Below are 16,541 nucleotides of genomic sequence, written 5' to 3'. Positions count from 1 at the left end.
ACTAATCAGATAATAAGTAACAATATACAATTCACGTAAATGTCAGAATGTATTAAGTAAAGATCACATTTATAATGAAACTGAAATATAAATTAATAACATACTTTAATGCTGCTGAATGTCGTTAAAACTTAAATAATGAAAATTAAATAAACACACTAACACCATGACTCAATTATAAAATATAAACAAAAATAAATAACAAAACCATATATTACGAAACATTGACTTTATCTTACTCTATAAAATAGATATGTCAGATAGGAATTTAAGATTGTTATGCTAGAAAAGAAAACCTTTAAAAATTTACAGAAAATAATTAATTTATATCTAATCAAACATATTAATTGTTATACTAATGTAAAACTAACTATCTAAAATTTTAAAATTATTACCAATGAAACAAAAAAAAAATATCGGGAAAAAGATAATTATCGTAACTGGAGGCGCTGGATTTATTGGCAGCAATCTTATTAAGAAATTAAATAAAATGCAATACAAAAATATATTAATAGTTGATAACTTAAAAAATAATGAAAAATATAACAATATTAAAGATCTAGATTTTATAGATTACATGGATAAAACAAATTTTATTAAAAACATTGTCAAAAATAAAATTAGTTATAATATCGATAATAAACACGAGTTTAACAAAAATATTGAAGCTGTATTCCATCAGGGAGCTTGCTCATCTACTACTGTTTGTAATCATCAATATATAATAAAAAACAATTATCAATTTTCTAAAATATTACTAAATTTCTGCACAAAAAACAAAATCCCATTTATATATGCTTCTTCTGCTGCAGTGTATGGGAAATTTCCAAAAAAATTTATTGAGCATAGAAAATACGAGCAACCATGTAATATATATGGTTTTTCTAAATTTTTTTTTGACCAATACGTGCGCTTTATCATTCCTCAAGTCAAATCACAAATTTGCGGATTACGTTATTTTAATGTTTATGGACCTCGAGAATCTCATAAAAAAAAAATGGCTAGCGTAATCTTTCAATTAAGTAAACAAATCAAAAATAACGAAAAACCTAAATTATTTATAGGAAGCAAAAATTTCCAAAGAGATTTTATTCATGTAGATGACATAGTAAAAATAAACATTTGGGCGTGGGAAAATAAAGCATCAGGAATTTTCAACTGTGGAACTGGTACCCCAAAATCTTTTCAATCAATTGCTGATATCGTATTAAATTTTTATAAAAAAAACGATATAACATATATTGATGTACCAAACTTAATAAACAAACAATATCAAACATTCACAAAAGCAGACATAACAAAAATACGATTTGCAGGATATAAAAAAACATTTAAACAAATTGATATGGGTATAATAGAATATCTAAAATGGTTGGACAAAAACTAAATAAACATTTATAGTAGCGACCTTACTTTTTTTTTAAAAAAATAAAAATGAACAATTACGACAAAATTTTAATAATCGGACCATCATGGTTAGGTGATTCCGTAATATCCCAAACTATAATCAACATTCTTAAAAAAAAACAAAAAACGAAAATAGACATAGTAACCCCAAAATATTGTAGAGAATTATATTGTCAAATACCTGAAGTAAATAAAATTATAATTAATCCACTACAACACGGTACTATAAAGTTAAATAAAATCTATCAATTCAGTAAAATGTTAAGAAAAGAGCAATATGAACAAGCAATAATACTACCGAATTCATTTAAAGCAGCGTTAATTCCAGTATTCGCAAAAATACCATTACGCACAGGATGGCGGGGAGAAATGCGTTATGGTATTCTTAACGACCTTAGAATACTAGATAAAAAAAAGTTCCCCTTAATAATACAAAGATATGCCGCACTGGCTTTTGAAAAACACCTTATGAAAAATTTCAATGATTTACCAAGTCCTCTACCGTTACCAAAAATATCAATACAAAAGAAAAAAATAAAAAGAACATTACAAAAATTTAAAATTAATAATAAAAGGCCATTAATAGGAATGTGCCCTGGATATGGATCTAATTCAGCTAAATGTTGGCCATATTATTATTATGCATCATTAACATCAAAACTTATAGAATACGGCTATCAAATAGCAATATTTGGTTCGATAAAAAATAAACAGATTGGATTATATATAACTCATGAAATTAACATAAAAAACAAAAGCCATTACCATAACTTAGTAGGGGCGACTTCATTAAATGAAACAATAAATTTAATTGCAAATTGTGAGGCAATCGTAAGTAATGACTCTGGTTTAATGCACGTAGCTAGCGCATTAAACTGTCCTACGATAATATTATCTGGATTAAGTACTCCTCATATCATATCTACCCCCCCTCTATCACAATCTGCATATATCATGCAATCCACAATAAAAAATACTCAACAAAAAATAAATTATCAGCAAAACCTAATTGAGATTAAACCTATTAAAGTATTAAACACACTACATAACTTACTTTCAAAAATTAAAGAAAAAAAATGAAAGTTCTAATAATAAAAACTTCTTCGATGGGAGACATTATTCATACATTACCTGCATTAACTGATGCACAAAACAAACTAAAAAGAATATACTTTGATTGGGTAATTGAAGAAAACTTCGCAGAAATACCAACTTGGCATCCGGGAGTAAATAAAATTTTACCAATAAATATAAGGTCATTATTAAAAAACTGGACAAATCTTTTTTACTGGAAAAAATATAAAAAATTTATAAATAAAATACAAAAAAAAAACTATAATTTAATAATTGACGCACAAGGATTAATAAAAAATGCAATACTAATAACCAATTTTGCAAAAGGAGAAAAACATGGAATGAATTATTCAAGTATACGAGAACCTATTGCCAGTATTTTCTATCATAAAAAACATGAAATTGCTAAAAATCAACATGCTGTAGAAAGGATACGTCAGTTATTTGCCAAAACTCTACAATATCCACTATCTCCTGAAAGAGGAAACTACAACATTATAAATTATTTCAAAAATAAACAAAAAGTAAACCCCTATCTCTTATTTATACATACAACTAGCAAAAAAGAAAAAGAATGGCCAAAGATACATTGGAAAAAATTAATAAAAATAGCTAATAATGAAAACTATTGCATCAAGTTAATATGCTGGACAAAAAAAGAATTTTTATGCACTCAACATTTAATTAAAAAATCAGAAAAAATAAAAATACTAACAAAATTAACACTTACACAAACAGCTAAACAAATCATTAACTCTATTGCTGTAATATCAATAGACACTGGTTTAAGTCATCTAACTACTGCACTTAATAAACCTAACTTAACACTTTATGGACCTACTAATCCTAGTCTAATAGGGACCTATGGAAATAATCAAAAAAAAATACTTTCTAAAACAAAAAAAATGAAAGATATAGAACCAATATATGTATGGAAAAAATTTAAACAATTATTACAATAAAAGTTAATGTTTAACTAACAAAATCTTTACTAATAATAAAAATCAAAACTACAAACATTAAACAATGACTAATAATACACAACATATAATTTTCATATATAAAGGTATAACCTAAATTATTTATGATTTACAACATATTAATTTACTTAATTCAGCCTTTCATTTGGATAAAACTGTTATGGAACAGTATACGTATACCTGCTTATCGATACAACTTGACTGAACGCTATGGATTTTATAAACAAAATTTCAGAAACAGAGGTATTATATTACATTCCGTATCGATAGGTGAAATATTTGCAGCTGCACCATTAGTGCATTCATTGCAAAAACTATACCCAGATATTCCTATAACTATAACCACAATGACACCAACCGGGATAAGACAAGCAAAATTGATATTCGGTAACAAAGTAAGTTACAGCTACTTACCATATGATCTACCTGGAGCAACAAACAGGTTTATAAAGCACACTAATCCCATGTTGGTAATAATCATGGAAACAGAAATATGGCCTAATCTAATTAATTCATTATATTATAAAAATATACCATGTATAATAGCTAATGCGCGCTTATCTATTAAATCATTCATAGGTTATAAAAAAATCAGAAAATTTTTTAAATCAGTTATACTAAATATTACTTTAGTAGCTGCACAAAATCAAAAAGATGGATTAAGATTCATGGAATTAGGATTAAAAAAAAATAAACTTGCAATTACCGGTAATTTAAAATTTGAAATACATCTTAATAAAAATTTAATACAACAATCACAAAAATTACGTGAACAATGGAATAATAAACGTCCAATATGGATAGCTGCCAGCACTCATTATGGAGAAGAAAAAATACTTCTCAATGCACATAAAATGCTATTAAAAATATTTCCTAACTTACTAATGATTTTAACTCCAAGACATCCTGAACGTTTCACAGAAGTAAAAAAAATTACCGCAAAAGCCAAATTCAAATTTTTGTCACGAAGTAGCGGCAAAAATCCATCAAATACTACTCAAGTAATCATAAATGACACTATGGGAGAACTTATGTTATTATATGGAATAGCAGATTTAGCTTTTATTGGTGGAAGCTTGGTAAAACATGGAGGTCATAATCCATTAGAAGCAGCAGCTCACAGCATTCCAATTATAATGGGGCCACATATTTTAAATTTTCAAGATATCTGTATTAAACTCACTAAAAAACATGGATTAATAACAATTAATAATGTAACTACATTAACAACTGAAATTCACAAAATATTAAAAAATAAAAAACATAGATTAAAACTTGGATTTAATGCAAATAAATTTCTAAATAAAAACAAAGGTTCATTAAAAAAATTACTACATTTATTAAAACCATACCTAACAAAAAATCAGTAAAATATTCTAAAAGGTAACCTTATCATATATTCTTAATAAATTATGTATAAAGGAAATAAATCAAATAATTTACTATCTTAGATAAAGTAAATGAAATAACAAAAATAAAACAATAAATTATATAAATAAACACAACCTAAGTGTTTAAATATAAAAATCATAATTAAATTCAGATAACAACAAAAATTAAAAGTACGCTTACGAGAATTTATTTTCTACAAATTAATATTAATAAGTGACATGTTATAAACCAAATAAAAATTAAATCAATATCAAAAAAAAACAAAACAAAATATATTTTATAGATATAATTTATTCCTAAAGCAATTTGTATACTATAAAACAATTATTCAAAAAAAAATAAGATTATATCCATCCTCGAAATACTTTTAGAAGTTAAATAAATAAAATATATACTAAAGAAAAATTTAAAAAAAAAGAATATTATAATATAATTATTGATATCTTTCATGCTTATAATTTCTTTAAATAAAACATAAAAGATTTTTAAATGAAAACACAATTAGTTACTTATAAATAATTAATATACAATACATTTCAATTCTACTCTTTAGTCTCTTAAAAATAAAAAATGATCAAAGCTATTTACCCAGGAACCTTCGATCCATTAACTAATGGACATTTAGATCTATTAACTAGAACAGAAAAAATATTTGATTTGGTAATTTTAGCAATCACTAATAACCCTCAAAAAAAAACACTTTTCAATATTAATGAAAGAGTTACAATGGCAACTCAAGCTACTAAGCATTTAACTAAAGTTTCGATATCAAGTGTTGATGGTTTAATTGTAAACTTTGCAAAAGAAAAAAAAATCAATATCTTAATAAGAGGATTACGAACGATAGCTGACTTCGAACTCGAAATACAACTTGCAAGAATCAATCGTCACTTGAACCCTGAAATAGAAAGCATCTTTATGTTAACTAATGAGAGGTACTCTTACCTTTCTTCATCTATAATAAAAGAACTAGCAACTCATGGATGTAATCTAAACAATTTTCTACCTAAATACATAGCCACAGCAGTAATTGAAAAAATTAAGACAACAAAATACACGTCAAAAAATAAACATAACAAAATAATATACCCAAAAACAAATCACGATTGACATTGTAAACAAAAAAAAGTACTACGACCACCAAGAATCTTAAATTCTATTAAATTACCACAAATCAAACAAGGCTTATTTTTTCGTCCATATACCTGTATTTTTTCTACAAATAAACCAGACTTACCATCAGGCTGAAAAAAATTTCGGATTGTTGTTCCTCCACATCTAATAGAATCGGATAACACCTGCTTTATATTCTTAACTAACAAGAACGCCTCCTGCTTACTTAAAGATGAAGCTAATCTATCAGGTAAAATACCAGAAATGAACAACGATTCATTAGCATAAATATTACCAATACCAGCTATTACTTTAGAATCCATTAACCATAACTTAATTAATCTATGCCTATTACGAGACTTCTCAAACAACCAAGAACCACTAAACTCTTTATCAAAAGGTTCAATTCCAAGAGATGCTGATAGACTTTTAACATACGAATCATCTTTCCAAATCCAAAATCCAAATTTTCTTATATCTACATAACGAATGATATAACCATTATCCATAACAAAATCCAAATGACAATGTTTAGTTGGATTCTGTTGATATCTCAACACTTTTAAATATCCAGATATACCAAAATGACCAACTATCCAACCCGTATACAACTGAAATAACAAAAATTTCGCTCTACGTTGAACGTCAATTACATATTCATTAGTCAAACTAATAATCTTATCTGATAACAAATAGCGTAAATTTACATTATACACTCTCGTATTCAAAATAACACGACGAATCATCAAAGGGACAATAGCTCTACAAGTAACTTCTATCTCCGGTAATTCGGGCAACTTCAAACCTAACTTCTAATTAATTTAATTTACGAAAGATACGATACAACATAAATCACTTTGACTTTCTTTCTTTGTACAAAACATGTTTACGTATCACAGGATCAAATTTTCTTAATTCTATCTTTTCCAATTTTTTCCGTTTATTTTTAGTGCTACTATAAAAGTGCCCTGTATCGGCAGAAGAAAACAACTGAATATTCTCTCGGTTTCTCTTGCTCATGACCATTCCTTCTTACAACGTGTAAATCTACGAATTTGCAAATTATTTAAAAATTTCTTAATTCCTTTCTTATCTATTATACGTATACCTTTAGCAGATACACGCAAAATTATAAAACGTTTCTCTTCATCTATCCAAAAACGATGAAAATGCAAATTCGGTAAAAAACGACGTTTAGTTGCATTCATTGCATGAGAACGCCTATTCCCACTCATCGAAATTTTACCAGTAATTTGACAAATCCTGGACATAAAAACCCCAACTTAATCGCACAAATAAAACCGACATCATGCGTATTCATTATATACTAAAAGATTCTTCCTGAATATAAATTTTTTGATAAAATACATATTCGAACAAAACAATAAATAAAATTATAAATATACAAATTAAATAAAAAACTAAACAAAACTGGAAACTACAATAATTAGTGTAATACATTAAAGATCAAAACAAAACAGATATGAAACCTTTAAAACCAAAAAAAATTTTATATAATACACAACTGCCTTAAACAAATCATACAAAATATTTTATGAAATATCATTCTGACATATTTAGATACAAAATAACAAAGCGTTTCATATACTACATATTTCATACAATAAAGATTAACTGTATGTATTGAGATAAACAAACTATAATACCCTAATATATAAACACTGAATATTAAAATAAAATGACAGAATTGGAAGGTAAAAATATTATTTTAGGAGTAAGCGGAAGTATCGCTGCTTATAAAGCTCCAGAATTAATTCGTCGCTTACGAAAAAAAGGAGCATATGTACGCGTCATAATGACGTCTACCGCTAAATCATTTATTACCCCATTAAGTCTAAAAGTAGTTTCATCTTATCCAGTAATCAGTAATTTATTTAACGTTACGTCAAACACCGGCATGGACCATATAAAATTAGCAAAATGGGCCGACTTAATTTTACTTGCACCAGCTACTGCAAATTTATTAGCCCACCTTGCAGCAGGATTTGCGACAGATATAATTAGTACTTTATGTTTAGCAACTAAAGCTCCTATTGCGGTTGTACCAGCAATGAATCAACAAATGTATAAAGCCGCAGCCACTCAACATAATCTTAATATACTTAAAAAACGTGGAATATTGCTATGGGGTCCAGATACAGGAAATCAAGCTTGCAATGATAATGGTTACGGTCGTATGTGTGAACCATTAAAAATTGTTGACTTAACATACCATTATTTTAAAAGAAAAATTTCGTTAAATCGCCTTAATATAATGATTACTGCTGGGCCTACACGTGAAGCTTTAGATCCAATACGTTTCTTATCTAACCATAGCTCCGGAAAAATGGGATTTTCCATAGCTCGAGTTGCTGCCTCAAAAGGAGCAAAAGTAACTTTAATTTCAGGACCTGTACATTTAGATACCCCTTCAGGAGTAAAGCGTATAAATGTTACAAGTGCATTAGAAATGCAAGAAGCTGTAATGAAAAAAATACATAATCAGCAAATTTTTATAGGATGTGCAGCAGTAGTAGATTATCGTATTAATGAACCTTCAATAAAAAAAATAAAAAAACATAGTAACCACATAATAATTAATATGATTAAAAATCCTGATATCATCGCAAATGTTGGAGCATTAACAAAAAATAGACCATATGTTGTAGGCTTTGCCGCTGAAACTAATGATATAGAAAAAAATGCACAAATTAAACGAATAAACAAACATTTAGACTTAATATGCGCTAACGATATTTCACTTGTCGGTCAGGGATTTAATAGTGACCATAACTCATTATATTTATTTTGGCATAATGGAAAAACAAAACTACCATTAAATAACAAAACCTTACTTGCTCAACAACTTTTGAAAAAAATATTATTATGTTACAATGAAAAAAATAAATATAAAAATATTAAATAAACAAATAAAGAAAACAGTCACATTACCTAGTTATGCCACACTAGGATCTGCTGGTTTGGACTTGCATGCTTGTCTAAAAAAACCACTTGTAATGACTCCTAATAAAACACACCTTATTTCAAGCGGATTAGCAATTCACATCGACGATGTAAAATTAGCTGCAATAATACTACCAAGATCAGGGTTAGGACATCAACATGGTATTGTTTTAGGGAATTTAATAGGATTGATTGATTCTGACTATCAAGGGCCTATCATGATATCTTTGTGGAATAGAAGTACAAAAAAATACGTAATACGTCCAGGAGAAAGAATTGCACAACTACTTTTTTTACATATTAGACAAATAAGATTCAACATAGTAAAAAATTTTAAAAAAAACAAACGAGGAAAAGGAAATTTCGGACACTCTGGAAGATTCTAGATAAATAAAACTATATTAAAATACAAAACTCTAAAATCTCGCAATAATATTTTAATATTTTATATTATATAAACTATAGGATAAATAATCTGATGGTACATAGTATGACAGCATTTGCAAGACATATAATACAAAATAAATGGGGATCTGCTGCCTGGGAAATACGTTCTGTTAACCAACGTTACCTAGAAATTAATATTATCTTACCTGAACAATTTAGTGAACTAAAAGAAATAATTTACAAAAATATAAAAACACATTTAACTCGCGGTAGAATAGAATGTATATTACAGTCTAATATGGATTTAGATAACGTTAACATATTAGATATAAATAAAAAAATGCTTAATCAATTAACATGTATAATAAAAAAAATAAAGAAAAAAAACGGTGAAGGAGAAATAGACATTATAAAAATATTAAATTGGCCTGGAATATTAATTAAAAAAAAAAAGAATTTGAACAATAACAACATTCAATCTGAACTACTTAAATGTTTTCACTCAGTATTAGGTGACTTCATAAACAATAGAAAAAGAGAAGGAGCTGCAATAAAAGAAATAATCGAACAAAAACTATCTATCATAAAGATAGAACTTAATAATATCAAAGATAAAATACCTACAATTCTTATTGAAAAACGCAAACAGTTATTAAAAAAAATTGAAGAAATTAAATTTCATGTAGATGTAAATAGAACAGAGCAAGAACTATTCATTTTTGCTCAAAAATCTGATATTTCGGAAGAAATAGATCTTTTAAATTTATATCTAAAAGAAACTGAAAACATTCTCAAAAAAGAAAAAGGGGCAATTGGTAGAAAATTAGATTTTATGATGCAAGAACTTAATAGAGAAACAAATACCGTCACATCTAAATCTAGTAACATTTATATAACAAAATCAGCAATCGAAATAAAAACATTAATTGAACAAATTAGAGAACAAGCACAAAATATAGAATAAGAAAATTATTTTATTAAAAACAACGTCCAGATTAAATCTTATTTAAATCCTAATTATAAATAAATATAATAAATAATAAATTTATATTTTATATAAAAAAACTTTTTTAATAATTTAAAAAATGAAATAAATTAAGATAAATTAATTTCAAATATTTATATTTTTGATTTTATATAAATTTATTATTTATTATATTTATTTTTAAAATGTTTAAATAATTTTGAATTTCGAATTTATATTTAAACAAAATCAAAAAAGAACTTTCTCAACTATAAGCAACTAAAAACTTAAAATATAAAAAATATTTATTTATCTTTTTATAAAACTTTATTTCTTATATTAGACCATTTTATTTAAATTTTCTAAAAACTTCGATAAACTCTACAATAATTCTAGATATTTCTTAAATTAATATTAACGCCGTAACAATATAGCATCACTTATTGACTTTAGCATTTATAAAATATTAATTATATCTAATGCTTAAACATCTCAAATTAAAAATTGAGGAAATGTTACAAACTTAAGAAAATTTTTTATTAAAACTTAAACACAAAAAGAAAACAAAATAGAAGAAAACAACATAATTAATAATAAATCATATTAGAGATCTTAATAATGAACAAAAACATAGATATTTGCGCAATAGTAGAATCTTTATCTAAAATTTATCACCAATTACGTAAAGAAATAAACGGCAAACTAATTAATGAAGGACTTTCAATATCAAAAATGAAAATATTACATCTTATTACTACTGGAAAAACCAGTGCAACAGATATCAAAAATTATATGGGATTCTCATCGCGAACAGTAGTCACTGTATTAGATGCATTAGAAAAAGAAGACATGTTAAGAAGAAAGCAAAGTCCAACTGACCGTAGAGTAAAATACGTAAATATAACAGAAAAAGGTCAAGTAAAACTACATGCTGCAGAAAAAATCCATAAAATAATTCTAAATAAAATATTTGAATCTTTGTCTGAAAAACAACTGAAAAATTTCAAAGAAGTATGTAACGTTCTTGAATCACAAAAAAAATGACATAAATAAAACCTAACAAAATTACTGACATTATATTTGTTGAATATTATTAACTTTACACAAAATAACTACTAAATAAACGGTTTGCACGATGTTATTACCGAATAATACCTTATAATTCTTTAAATTACTTAAAAATTAAATACATATGTGATACATATAAGAATCCAGATAACAATCTTATCAAATAATTATAATTAATATTAAATAATAAATTAACATTCTCTAAACAATCTATGAAAACAGGAATCGCATACATTATTTCCGCTCCAAGCGGAACTGGAAAATCTAGTTTAATTGATGCATTAATAAACACACAAAACGAATCATTGACTAATATACATATAGTCACATCATATACAACACGCAATATCAGACCTGGAGAAATTAATGGCAAACATTATCATTTCATATCAACAATACAATTCAAAAACATGATACAAAAAAATATTTTTTTTGAATATACAAAAACATTTAATAACTATTACGGTACTTCTAAAAGTTCTATCGAACCAATCTTAAAGATAGGAGTAGATATTCTTTTAAATATCGATTGGAAAGGAGCTCAAAAAGTTCGTAATAAAATAGCAAAAACTTGCAGCATTTTTATTATACCCCCTTCTACAGAAGAACTTGAACGAAGATTAAGAAACCGAAATCAAAAAGAAAAAGAAAAAACAATAATTCAAAGAACAAAACATGCAAATAATGAACTTAATCATATTAAAGAATACGACTATTTAATTGTTAATGATAATTTTAATATTGCATTATCCAATCTAAGACGCATAATATTAGCCGAAAAAATAAAAACAATACACCAAAAATCAAACAAAATAAATTAACATCAAATTATCAGTGGATTTTTGCCTTAAAAAGAATATAATAATCGTTATTTGTTAAGATTTTCAAACTAATGGCACGAATCACAGTACAACGCGCAGTTGAAAAAATTGGTAATTTATTTGATTTAGTATTAATTGCCTCACGACGTGCACGCCAAATTCAACTTGGCATGCAAGAAGCTTTAATACCAGAAGAAAATGATAAATATACTGTAATAGCACTAAGAGAAATTGAAAAAGGTTTAATAGATAAAAGATACTTAGAAAATATATATCTATCAAATAAAAATATCACTAAAGAAAAAATCTTATAAATAAGATATAGATTGCAATATATATTCACTAAATTTTAAGCCGTACTTAAGAAAAGTATCGATTTCAAAAAAATATTAAAATAAATAAACAAACATTTATCCTAATTTAATGAAAACATAAATCAACTAAATTATACGAAATTCATTTATAAATAAAGAGTATTTTACTACTTTCATAAACCTAGTATACCTGACTCCAATTTTTACCAACACTAACTTTAACTTTCAATGGAACAGACAATAAAAAACAATTTTCCATTAATTCTTTAACACGTGGAATAAAATCAAGAACTACATCACGATGTATTTCAAATATTAATTCATCATGAACCTGAATAATCATATGTGCTGGAATTGATTCCTTACATAAATAACTATCGATGACTAACATTGCACGTTTAACTATATCAGCAGCACTACCTTGTACAGGAGCATTAATTGCTGCACGTTCAATATTTTTCTTATATTTTTTAACATTTAAATTAAAATCTGAAATATATAATTTTCGACCCTCAATAGTAGTAACATATCCATAAGTATTAATTTGTTTGCAAATAAATTTCATATATTTCTTAATACCTGGATAACGAGCAAAATAAACATCTATATAATGCTGAGCTTCCATACGTGTTACAGATAATTGATTTGCTAAACCAAAAGCAGTCATCCCATAAATTAAACCAAAATTAATAATTTTAGCTCTATAACGTTGATCATCAGTAACTCTATCTAAAGAAGTCACAAACAATTCAGATGCAGTAATACAATGAACATCTTGATCTGAAAGAAAAACACTCAACAATTCTTTATCATTAGATAAATGAGCCATAACTCGTAATTCAATCTGTGAATAATCAACTGATAACATCAAATAATCAGGAGGAACAACAAACGCTTGTCTAACTCGTCGTCCATCATTATTCCTAATAGGAATATTTTGTAAATTTGGATTAGTAGATGACAAACGACCAGTACTTGTCATAGTCTGATGATAAGAAGTATGAATGCGTTTAGATTTTTGATTAATCATCGTAGGCAACCTATCAGCATAAACAGATTTTAACTTAACTAAATTACGATATTTCAAGATAATCTTAGATATAGGATATTTCGAAGATAATTTTTTTAAAACTTCTTCGTTAGTAGATGGAAAACCCAGAGGAGTTTTTTTTAAAACTGGTATTTTTTGTTTCAAATATAAAATTCTTCGCAATTCTTTAACCGAAGATAAATTAAATGATTCATTCGCTAACTTATGAGCACAAATTTCTAATTTACTAATACGATCTTTCAATTCTAAGGAATAACTGTTAAGAATAGTTTTATCAACTAATACCCCAATACATTCAATGTGAGACAATACTGATATTAAAGGCATTTCTATTTCTTCAAATATTTTTTTCAAATTAAGGTCTTGTATAATTTTAGGCCATAATTTTTTATGTAAATCTAAAATTAGACTAAAATGTTTAACTATAGAATAAAAAAGATCTTGATTAAAGGTGCCAGATAATAAAAATTTATTAAATTTTTTTTCACGGTTATTTTTCTGAAAAACAAGCATTCTCTGTACTATATCATCATCCGCAAATTTAGCTAAATTATTAATTTGGAAAATACCATACAATAAATAAAACTCTATACGAATATCAAAAACTCTATTCAATAAATAAATGTTATATCGCTTAAATACACTATAATCAATTTTTAAATCATAACCAACTTTATCTATATCAGAATCTTCAAATATAGATTTCAACTCTACTAAAACTTGTATATAATCTAATCTAATAAAATCATTATTAATATCATCATTAACAATAAAAAATTTAGACATAGGTAAATATAAAACTTTACCAGAAACTACAGATAAAAAAATACCCACTAAATTAGCTGCTGAAACATCCAAACTATCTATCACAATATCAAATGCAAATAATTTAACACTACGAATCTGAGTGACACACTGGGAAAATAACTGCATATTATAAATTATTTGATAATCTATATCAAATGTCTTTTGTAACTGTTGCCGATTTGAAGATTTGGGAAGCGGAGAAATATTCAAAACATCTCGAAAACCCAGAATAGCATTTTTACACCCAACTAACCATTTATTATTTTCAATATCCTGTAACCAATTTTTAAAATCATAACGTTTAAATAACGACATCAACATTACAACATTAGGTTCATGTAACAATAATTGATTGCATGAATTAATATCTAGAACCAAATCAGTTTTAATAGAAGCTAATTTATACGAAAGAAACGCCATTGCTCGATGATTTCTTAAATTAATCTCTACACTTTTAGAGCCACGAAATTTTAGAATAGATATCTCTGATAAATGACTATATATACCATCTAAATTACCAAAATTATGTAATAAAATTCTAGCCGTTTTTTCGCCTATATTCGGTACGCCAGGAATATTATCTGACGAATCTCCAACTAATGATAAATAATCTACTATAGAACAAGGAGGTACACCAAATTTTAATTCTACTTCTTTAGGATCCAACATAATATTCGATGTAGTATTTACTACAGTCACCATCGTAGAAACTAATTGGGCCATATCTTTATCATTACTAAAAATTAAAACTTTTCTTTTCAAACGTGTTGCAAATAAAGATAAAGTACCTATGATATCATCAGCTTCTATGTTGGATTCCATTATTAATGGTATACCCATAGCTCTAATCAACTTACATAATGGTTTTATTTGAACATATAAATCATTTGGCATTTTTGCTCTATTAATTTTATATTTATCAAATAAAAAATTACGAAAAGTCTGACCACCAGAATCAAATACTACAACCATATATTCTGGCTTATAATTAATCAAAATTTTTTTTAACATACTCAAGACGCCATATATCACCCAAACTGGCTCTTTAGCACTATTCACCAAAATAGGAAAAGCATGATAAGCTCGATGGAGATAAAAAGAACCATCTACAATAATTAACGGATGATCAATCATTTTAAATTTGATATATCTGGTAATTAACTATATTTAAATAACACAAAATATTACACAAAACGAAAAACCAATCTTAGCATATCTACTACTAAAAAAATCTCAAACTGTATTCTATCTATCCTACAACAAAGTCAGAATGACAATTAATAAGAATAACGAACTTGCATTTGTAAATAATAATTATTATAAAACCAGACCCCACCATTAGCTTTAATAAATACAATCTAAAATTAAATTTCTTATTCAATACAAATTTATATCTATTTTTCAATAAGCACACTAAGCAATTCACCAAATTGCTTAATATATTTATCTACAGATGATGTATCCAAAGCATCGTTCTTTATCATATACTTACCATTGACAAAAATAGCAGGTACACCACGCAATTTAAAATCAGCAACTGCTTTCTGTTGTTGATTGACCAAATTATTAACAAAAGAACTATTCCAAAACAAATCGTATTGTTCGGGATTAACACCAAATTGTAAAAATACCCTACGAATGTCTTCAAAAGAATTAATAGACATATTTTTATTTTTGTGTACAGCTTCGAAAATTAATCGATTAATTTCATCTTCTATCCCCATAGCTACTGCTACAGCCCAAGCACGCGTTAACTGTTTACCCATTTTACCTAAAAAATCAACATGATATCTAACTATTTTAATATCATAAGGTAAAAATTTTTTGATTTTAGTAGAAATTTGATAAACTTCTTCAAATTGATAACAATGAGGACAATAAAAAGAAAAAAATTCTAATAATTGAGGTGCATCACTAACAGGATTACACAACTTAATATATTGTTGCCCTTCATAAAAACTTGATGAAAATACATTAATAGATAAAAACAAACATGCTATAAATGCCAAAATTTTTTTTTTCATAATATTTATTTTACGCCATATAGGACACTAAAGCCACAAATTAATAAAAAATTCCTATAAATATTGCAAATTACCAAAACTAAAATAATAATGTGGTCTATCATTTTTAATCATAAACACTCACCTGCTAATAATTGATTCAGATAAATATCAATTTTACACAAAAACAAAAATA

Annotated in this window: 15 protein-coding genes and 1 pseudogene; 11 read left to right on the top strand and 5 right to left on the bottom strand. The window is 26.2% G+C overall.

All coding sequences use genetic code 11. The features are described from left to right. Positions 1 to 427 precede the first annotated feature (427 nt). From rfaD to coaD, 5 genes are all read left to right on the top strand, one after another. Positions 428 to 1,387 (top strand): ADP-glyceromanno-heptose 6-epimerase, encoded by a 960-nt coding sequence (gene rfaD, locus GN160_RS02360; RefSeq protein WP_192380883.1) that lies wholly within the window; start codon positions 428 to 430, stop codon positions 1,385 to 1,387. Positions 1,388 to 1,434: 47 nt separating this feature from the next. Continuing rightward, positions 1,435 to 2,487: a lipopolysaccharide heptosyltransferase II gene (gene waaF, locus GN160_RS02355; RefSeq protein WP_192380083.1), complete on the top strand. Its 1,053-nt coding sequence runs from the start codon at positions 1,435 to 1,437 to the stop codon at positions 2,485 to 2,487. Further along, a complete protein-coding gene (gene waaC, locus GN160_RS02350; protein ID WP_192380082.1) occupies positions 2,484 to 3,443 on the top strand; it encodes a lipopolysaccharide heptosyltransferase I in 960 nt (319 codons plus the stop codon). The genes waaF and waaC overlap by 4 nt, the downstream gene beginning before the upstream one ends. A 122-nt stretch (positions 3,444 to 3,565) precedes the next feature. Further along, positions 3,566 to 4,831, top strand: coding sequence for a lipid IV(A) 3-deoxy-D-manno-octulosonic acid transferase (gene waaA, locus GN160_RS02345; protein ID WP_192380080.1), 1,266 nt, complete (start codon positions 3,566 to 3,568; stop codon positions 4,829 to 4,831). A gap of 592 nt (positions 4,832 to 5,423) precedes the next feature. Next, entirely contained in the window at positions 5,424 to 5,963 is a 540-nt protein-coding gene (gene coaD / locus GN160_RS02340) for a pantetheine-phosphate adenylyltransferase (protein ID WP_192380078.1), read from the top strand. Here coaD and mutM read toward each other — a convergent pair. Genes mutM through rpmB form a run of 3 tightly spaced genes read right to left on the bottom strand, consistent with a single transcriptional unit; the run spans position 5,954 to position 7,237 of the window. Further along, entirely contained in the window at positions 5,954 to 6,763 is an 810-nt protein-coding gene (gene mutM / locus GN160_RS02335; protein WP_192380882.1) for a bifunctional DNA-formamidopyrimidine glycosylase/DNA-(apurinic or apyrimidinic site) lyase, read from the bottom strand. The genes coaD and mutM overlap by 10 nt on opposite strands. 55 nt (positions 6,764 to 6,818) lie before the next feature. Beyond that, positions 6,819 to 6,986, bottom strand: a complete 168-nt coding sequence (rpmG, locus tag GN160_RS02330; RefSeq protein WP_192380076.1) for a 50S ribosomal protein L33 — start codon at positions 6,984 to 6,986, stop codon at positions 6,819 to 6,821. After that, entirely contained in the window at positions 6,983 to 7,237 is a 255-nt protein-coding gene (gene rpmB / locus GN160_RS02325) for a 50S ribosomal protein L28 (protein WP_192380074.1), read from the bottom strand. Before rpmB ends, rpmG begins: the two co-directional genes overlap by 4 nt. A 428-nt stretch (positions 7,238 to 7,665) precedes the next feature. Here rpmB and coaBC point away from each other — a divergent pair, with 428 nt between their 5' ends. The 6 genes and pseudogenes from coaBC to rpoZ form a co-directional block, all read left to right on the top strand. Further along, positions 7,666 to 8,892 (top strand): bifunctional phosphopantothenoylcysteine decarboxylase/phosphopantothenate--cysteine ligase CoaBC, encoded by a 1,227-nt coding sequence (gene coaBC / locus GN160_RS02320; RefSeq protein ID WP_192380073.1) that lies wholly within the window; start codon positions 7,666 to 7,668, stop codon positions 8,890 to 8,892. Then, entirely contained in the window at positions 8,861 to 9,316 is a 456-nt protein-coding gene (dut, locus tag GN160_RS02315) for a dUTP diphosphatase (protein ID WP_192380071.1), read from the top strand. Before coaBC ends, dut begins: the two co-directional genes overlap by 32 nt. Before the next feature lie 104 nt (positions 9,317 to 9,420). Beyond that, positions 9,421 to 10,281, top strand: coding sequence for a YicC/YloC family endoribonuclease (locus tag GN160_RS02310; protein ID WP_263970818.1), 861 nt, complete (start codon positions 9,421 to 9,423; stop codon positions 10,279 to 10,281). Positions 10,282 to 10,899: 618 nt separating this feature from the next. Beyond that, positions 10,900 to 11,325, top strand: a complete 426-nt coding sequence (locus GN160_RS02305; protein ID WP_192380068.1) for a MarR family winged helix-turn-helix transcriptional regulator — start codon at positions 10,900 to 10,902, stop codon at positions 11,323 to 11,325. Positions 11,326 to 11,561: 236 nt separating this feature from the next. Further along, entirely contained in the window at positions 11,562 to 12,170 is a 609-nt protein-coding gene (gene gmk, locus GN160_RS02300; RefSeq protein WP_192380066.1) for a guanylate kinase, read from the top strand. A 71-nt stretch (positions 12,171 to 12,241) separates the two neighbouring features. Beyond that, positions 12,242 to 12,436, top strand: a pseudogene (gene rpoZ, locus GN160_RS02295) (DNA-directed RNA polymerase subunit omega); the annotation flags it as partial. 229 nt (positions 12,437 to 12,665) lie between these two features. On the opposite strand, the gene polA reads toward rpoZ, so the two are convergent. Both polA and dsbA read right to left on the bottom strand, forming a co-directional pair. Then, positions 12,666 to 15,476, bottom strand: coding sequence for a DNA polymerase I (polA, locus tag GN160_RS02290; RefSeq protein ID WP_192380062.1), 2,811 nt, complete (start codon positions 15,474 to 15,476; stop codon positions 12,666 to 12,668). A gap of 260 nt (positions 15,477 to 15,736) precedes the next feature. Next, positions 15,737 to 16,366, bottom strand: coding sequence for a thiol:disulfide interchange protein DsbA (gene dsbA, locus GN160_RS02285; protein ID WP_192380060.1), 630 nt, complete (start codon positions 16,364 to 16,366; stop codon positions 15,737 to 15,739). Between the last annotated feature and the right edge of the window lie 175 nt (positions 16,367 to 16,541).

It is taken from the genome of Blochmannia endosymbiont of Colobopsis nipponica (assembly GCF_014857065.1).
GTDB lineage: Bacteria > Pseudomonadota > Gammaproteobacteria > Enterobacterales > Enterobacteriaceae > Blochmanniella.
This window is presented reverse-complemented; position numbering and strand designations above follow the sequence as displayed.

Bases quoted from the DNA above. Each gene is read 5' to 3' on its own strand.
- dsbA (WP_192380060.1), bottom strand. From the start codon at position 16,366: ATGAAAAAAAAAATTTTGGCATTTATAGCATGTTTGTTTTTATCTATT.
- coaD (WP_192380078.1), top strand. From the start codon at position 5,424: ATGATCAAAGCTATTTACCCAGGAACCTTCGATCCATTAACTAATGGA.
- rpmG (WP_192380076.1), bottom strand. From the start codon at position 6,986: ATGAGCAAGAGAAACCGAGAGAATATTCAGTTGTTTTCTTCTGCCGAT.
- waaC (WP_192380082.1), top strand. From the start codon at position 2,484: ATGAAAGTTCTAATAATAAAAACTTCTTCGATGGGAGACATTATTCAT.
- dut (WP_192380071.1), top strand. From the start codon at position 8,861: ATGAAAAAAATAAATATAAAAATATTAAATAAACAAATAAAGAAAACA.
- GN160_RS02305 (WP_192380068.1), top strand. From the start codon at position 10,900: ATGAACAAAAACATAGATATTTGCGCAATAGTAGAATCTTTATCTAAA.
- gmk (WP_192380066.1), top strand. From the start codon at position 11,562: ATGAAAACAGGAATCGCATACATTATTTCCGCTCCAAGCGGAACTGGA.
- waaF (WP_192380083.1), top strand. From the start codon at position 1,435: ATGAACAATTACGACAAAATTTTAATAATCGGACCATCATGGTTAGGT.
- coaBC (WP_192380073.1), top strand. From the start codon at position 7,666: ATGACAGAATTGGAAGGTAAAAATATTATTTTAGGAGTAAGCGGAAGT.
- rpmB (WP_192380074.1), bottom strand. From the start codon at position 7,237: ATGTCCAGGATTTGTCAAATTACTGGTAAAATTTCGATGAGTGGGAAT.
- waaA (WP_192380080.1), top strand. From the start codon at position 3,566: ATGATTTACAACATATTAATTTACTTAATTCAGCCTTTCATTTGGATA.
- GN160_RS02310 (WP_263970818.1), top strand. From the start codon at position 9,421: ATGACAGCATTTGCAAGACATATAATACAAAATAAATGGGGATCTGCT.
- polA (WP_192380062.1), bottom strand. From the start codon at position 15,476: ATGATTGATCATCCGTTAATTATTGTAGATGGTTCTTTTTATCTCCAT.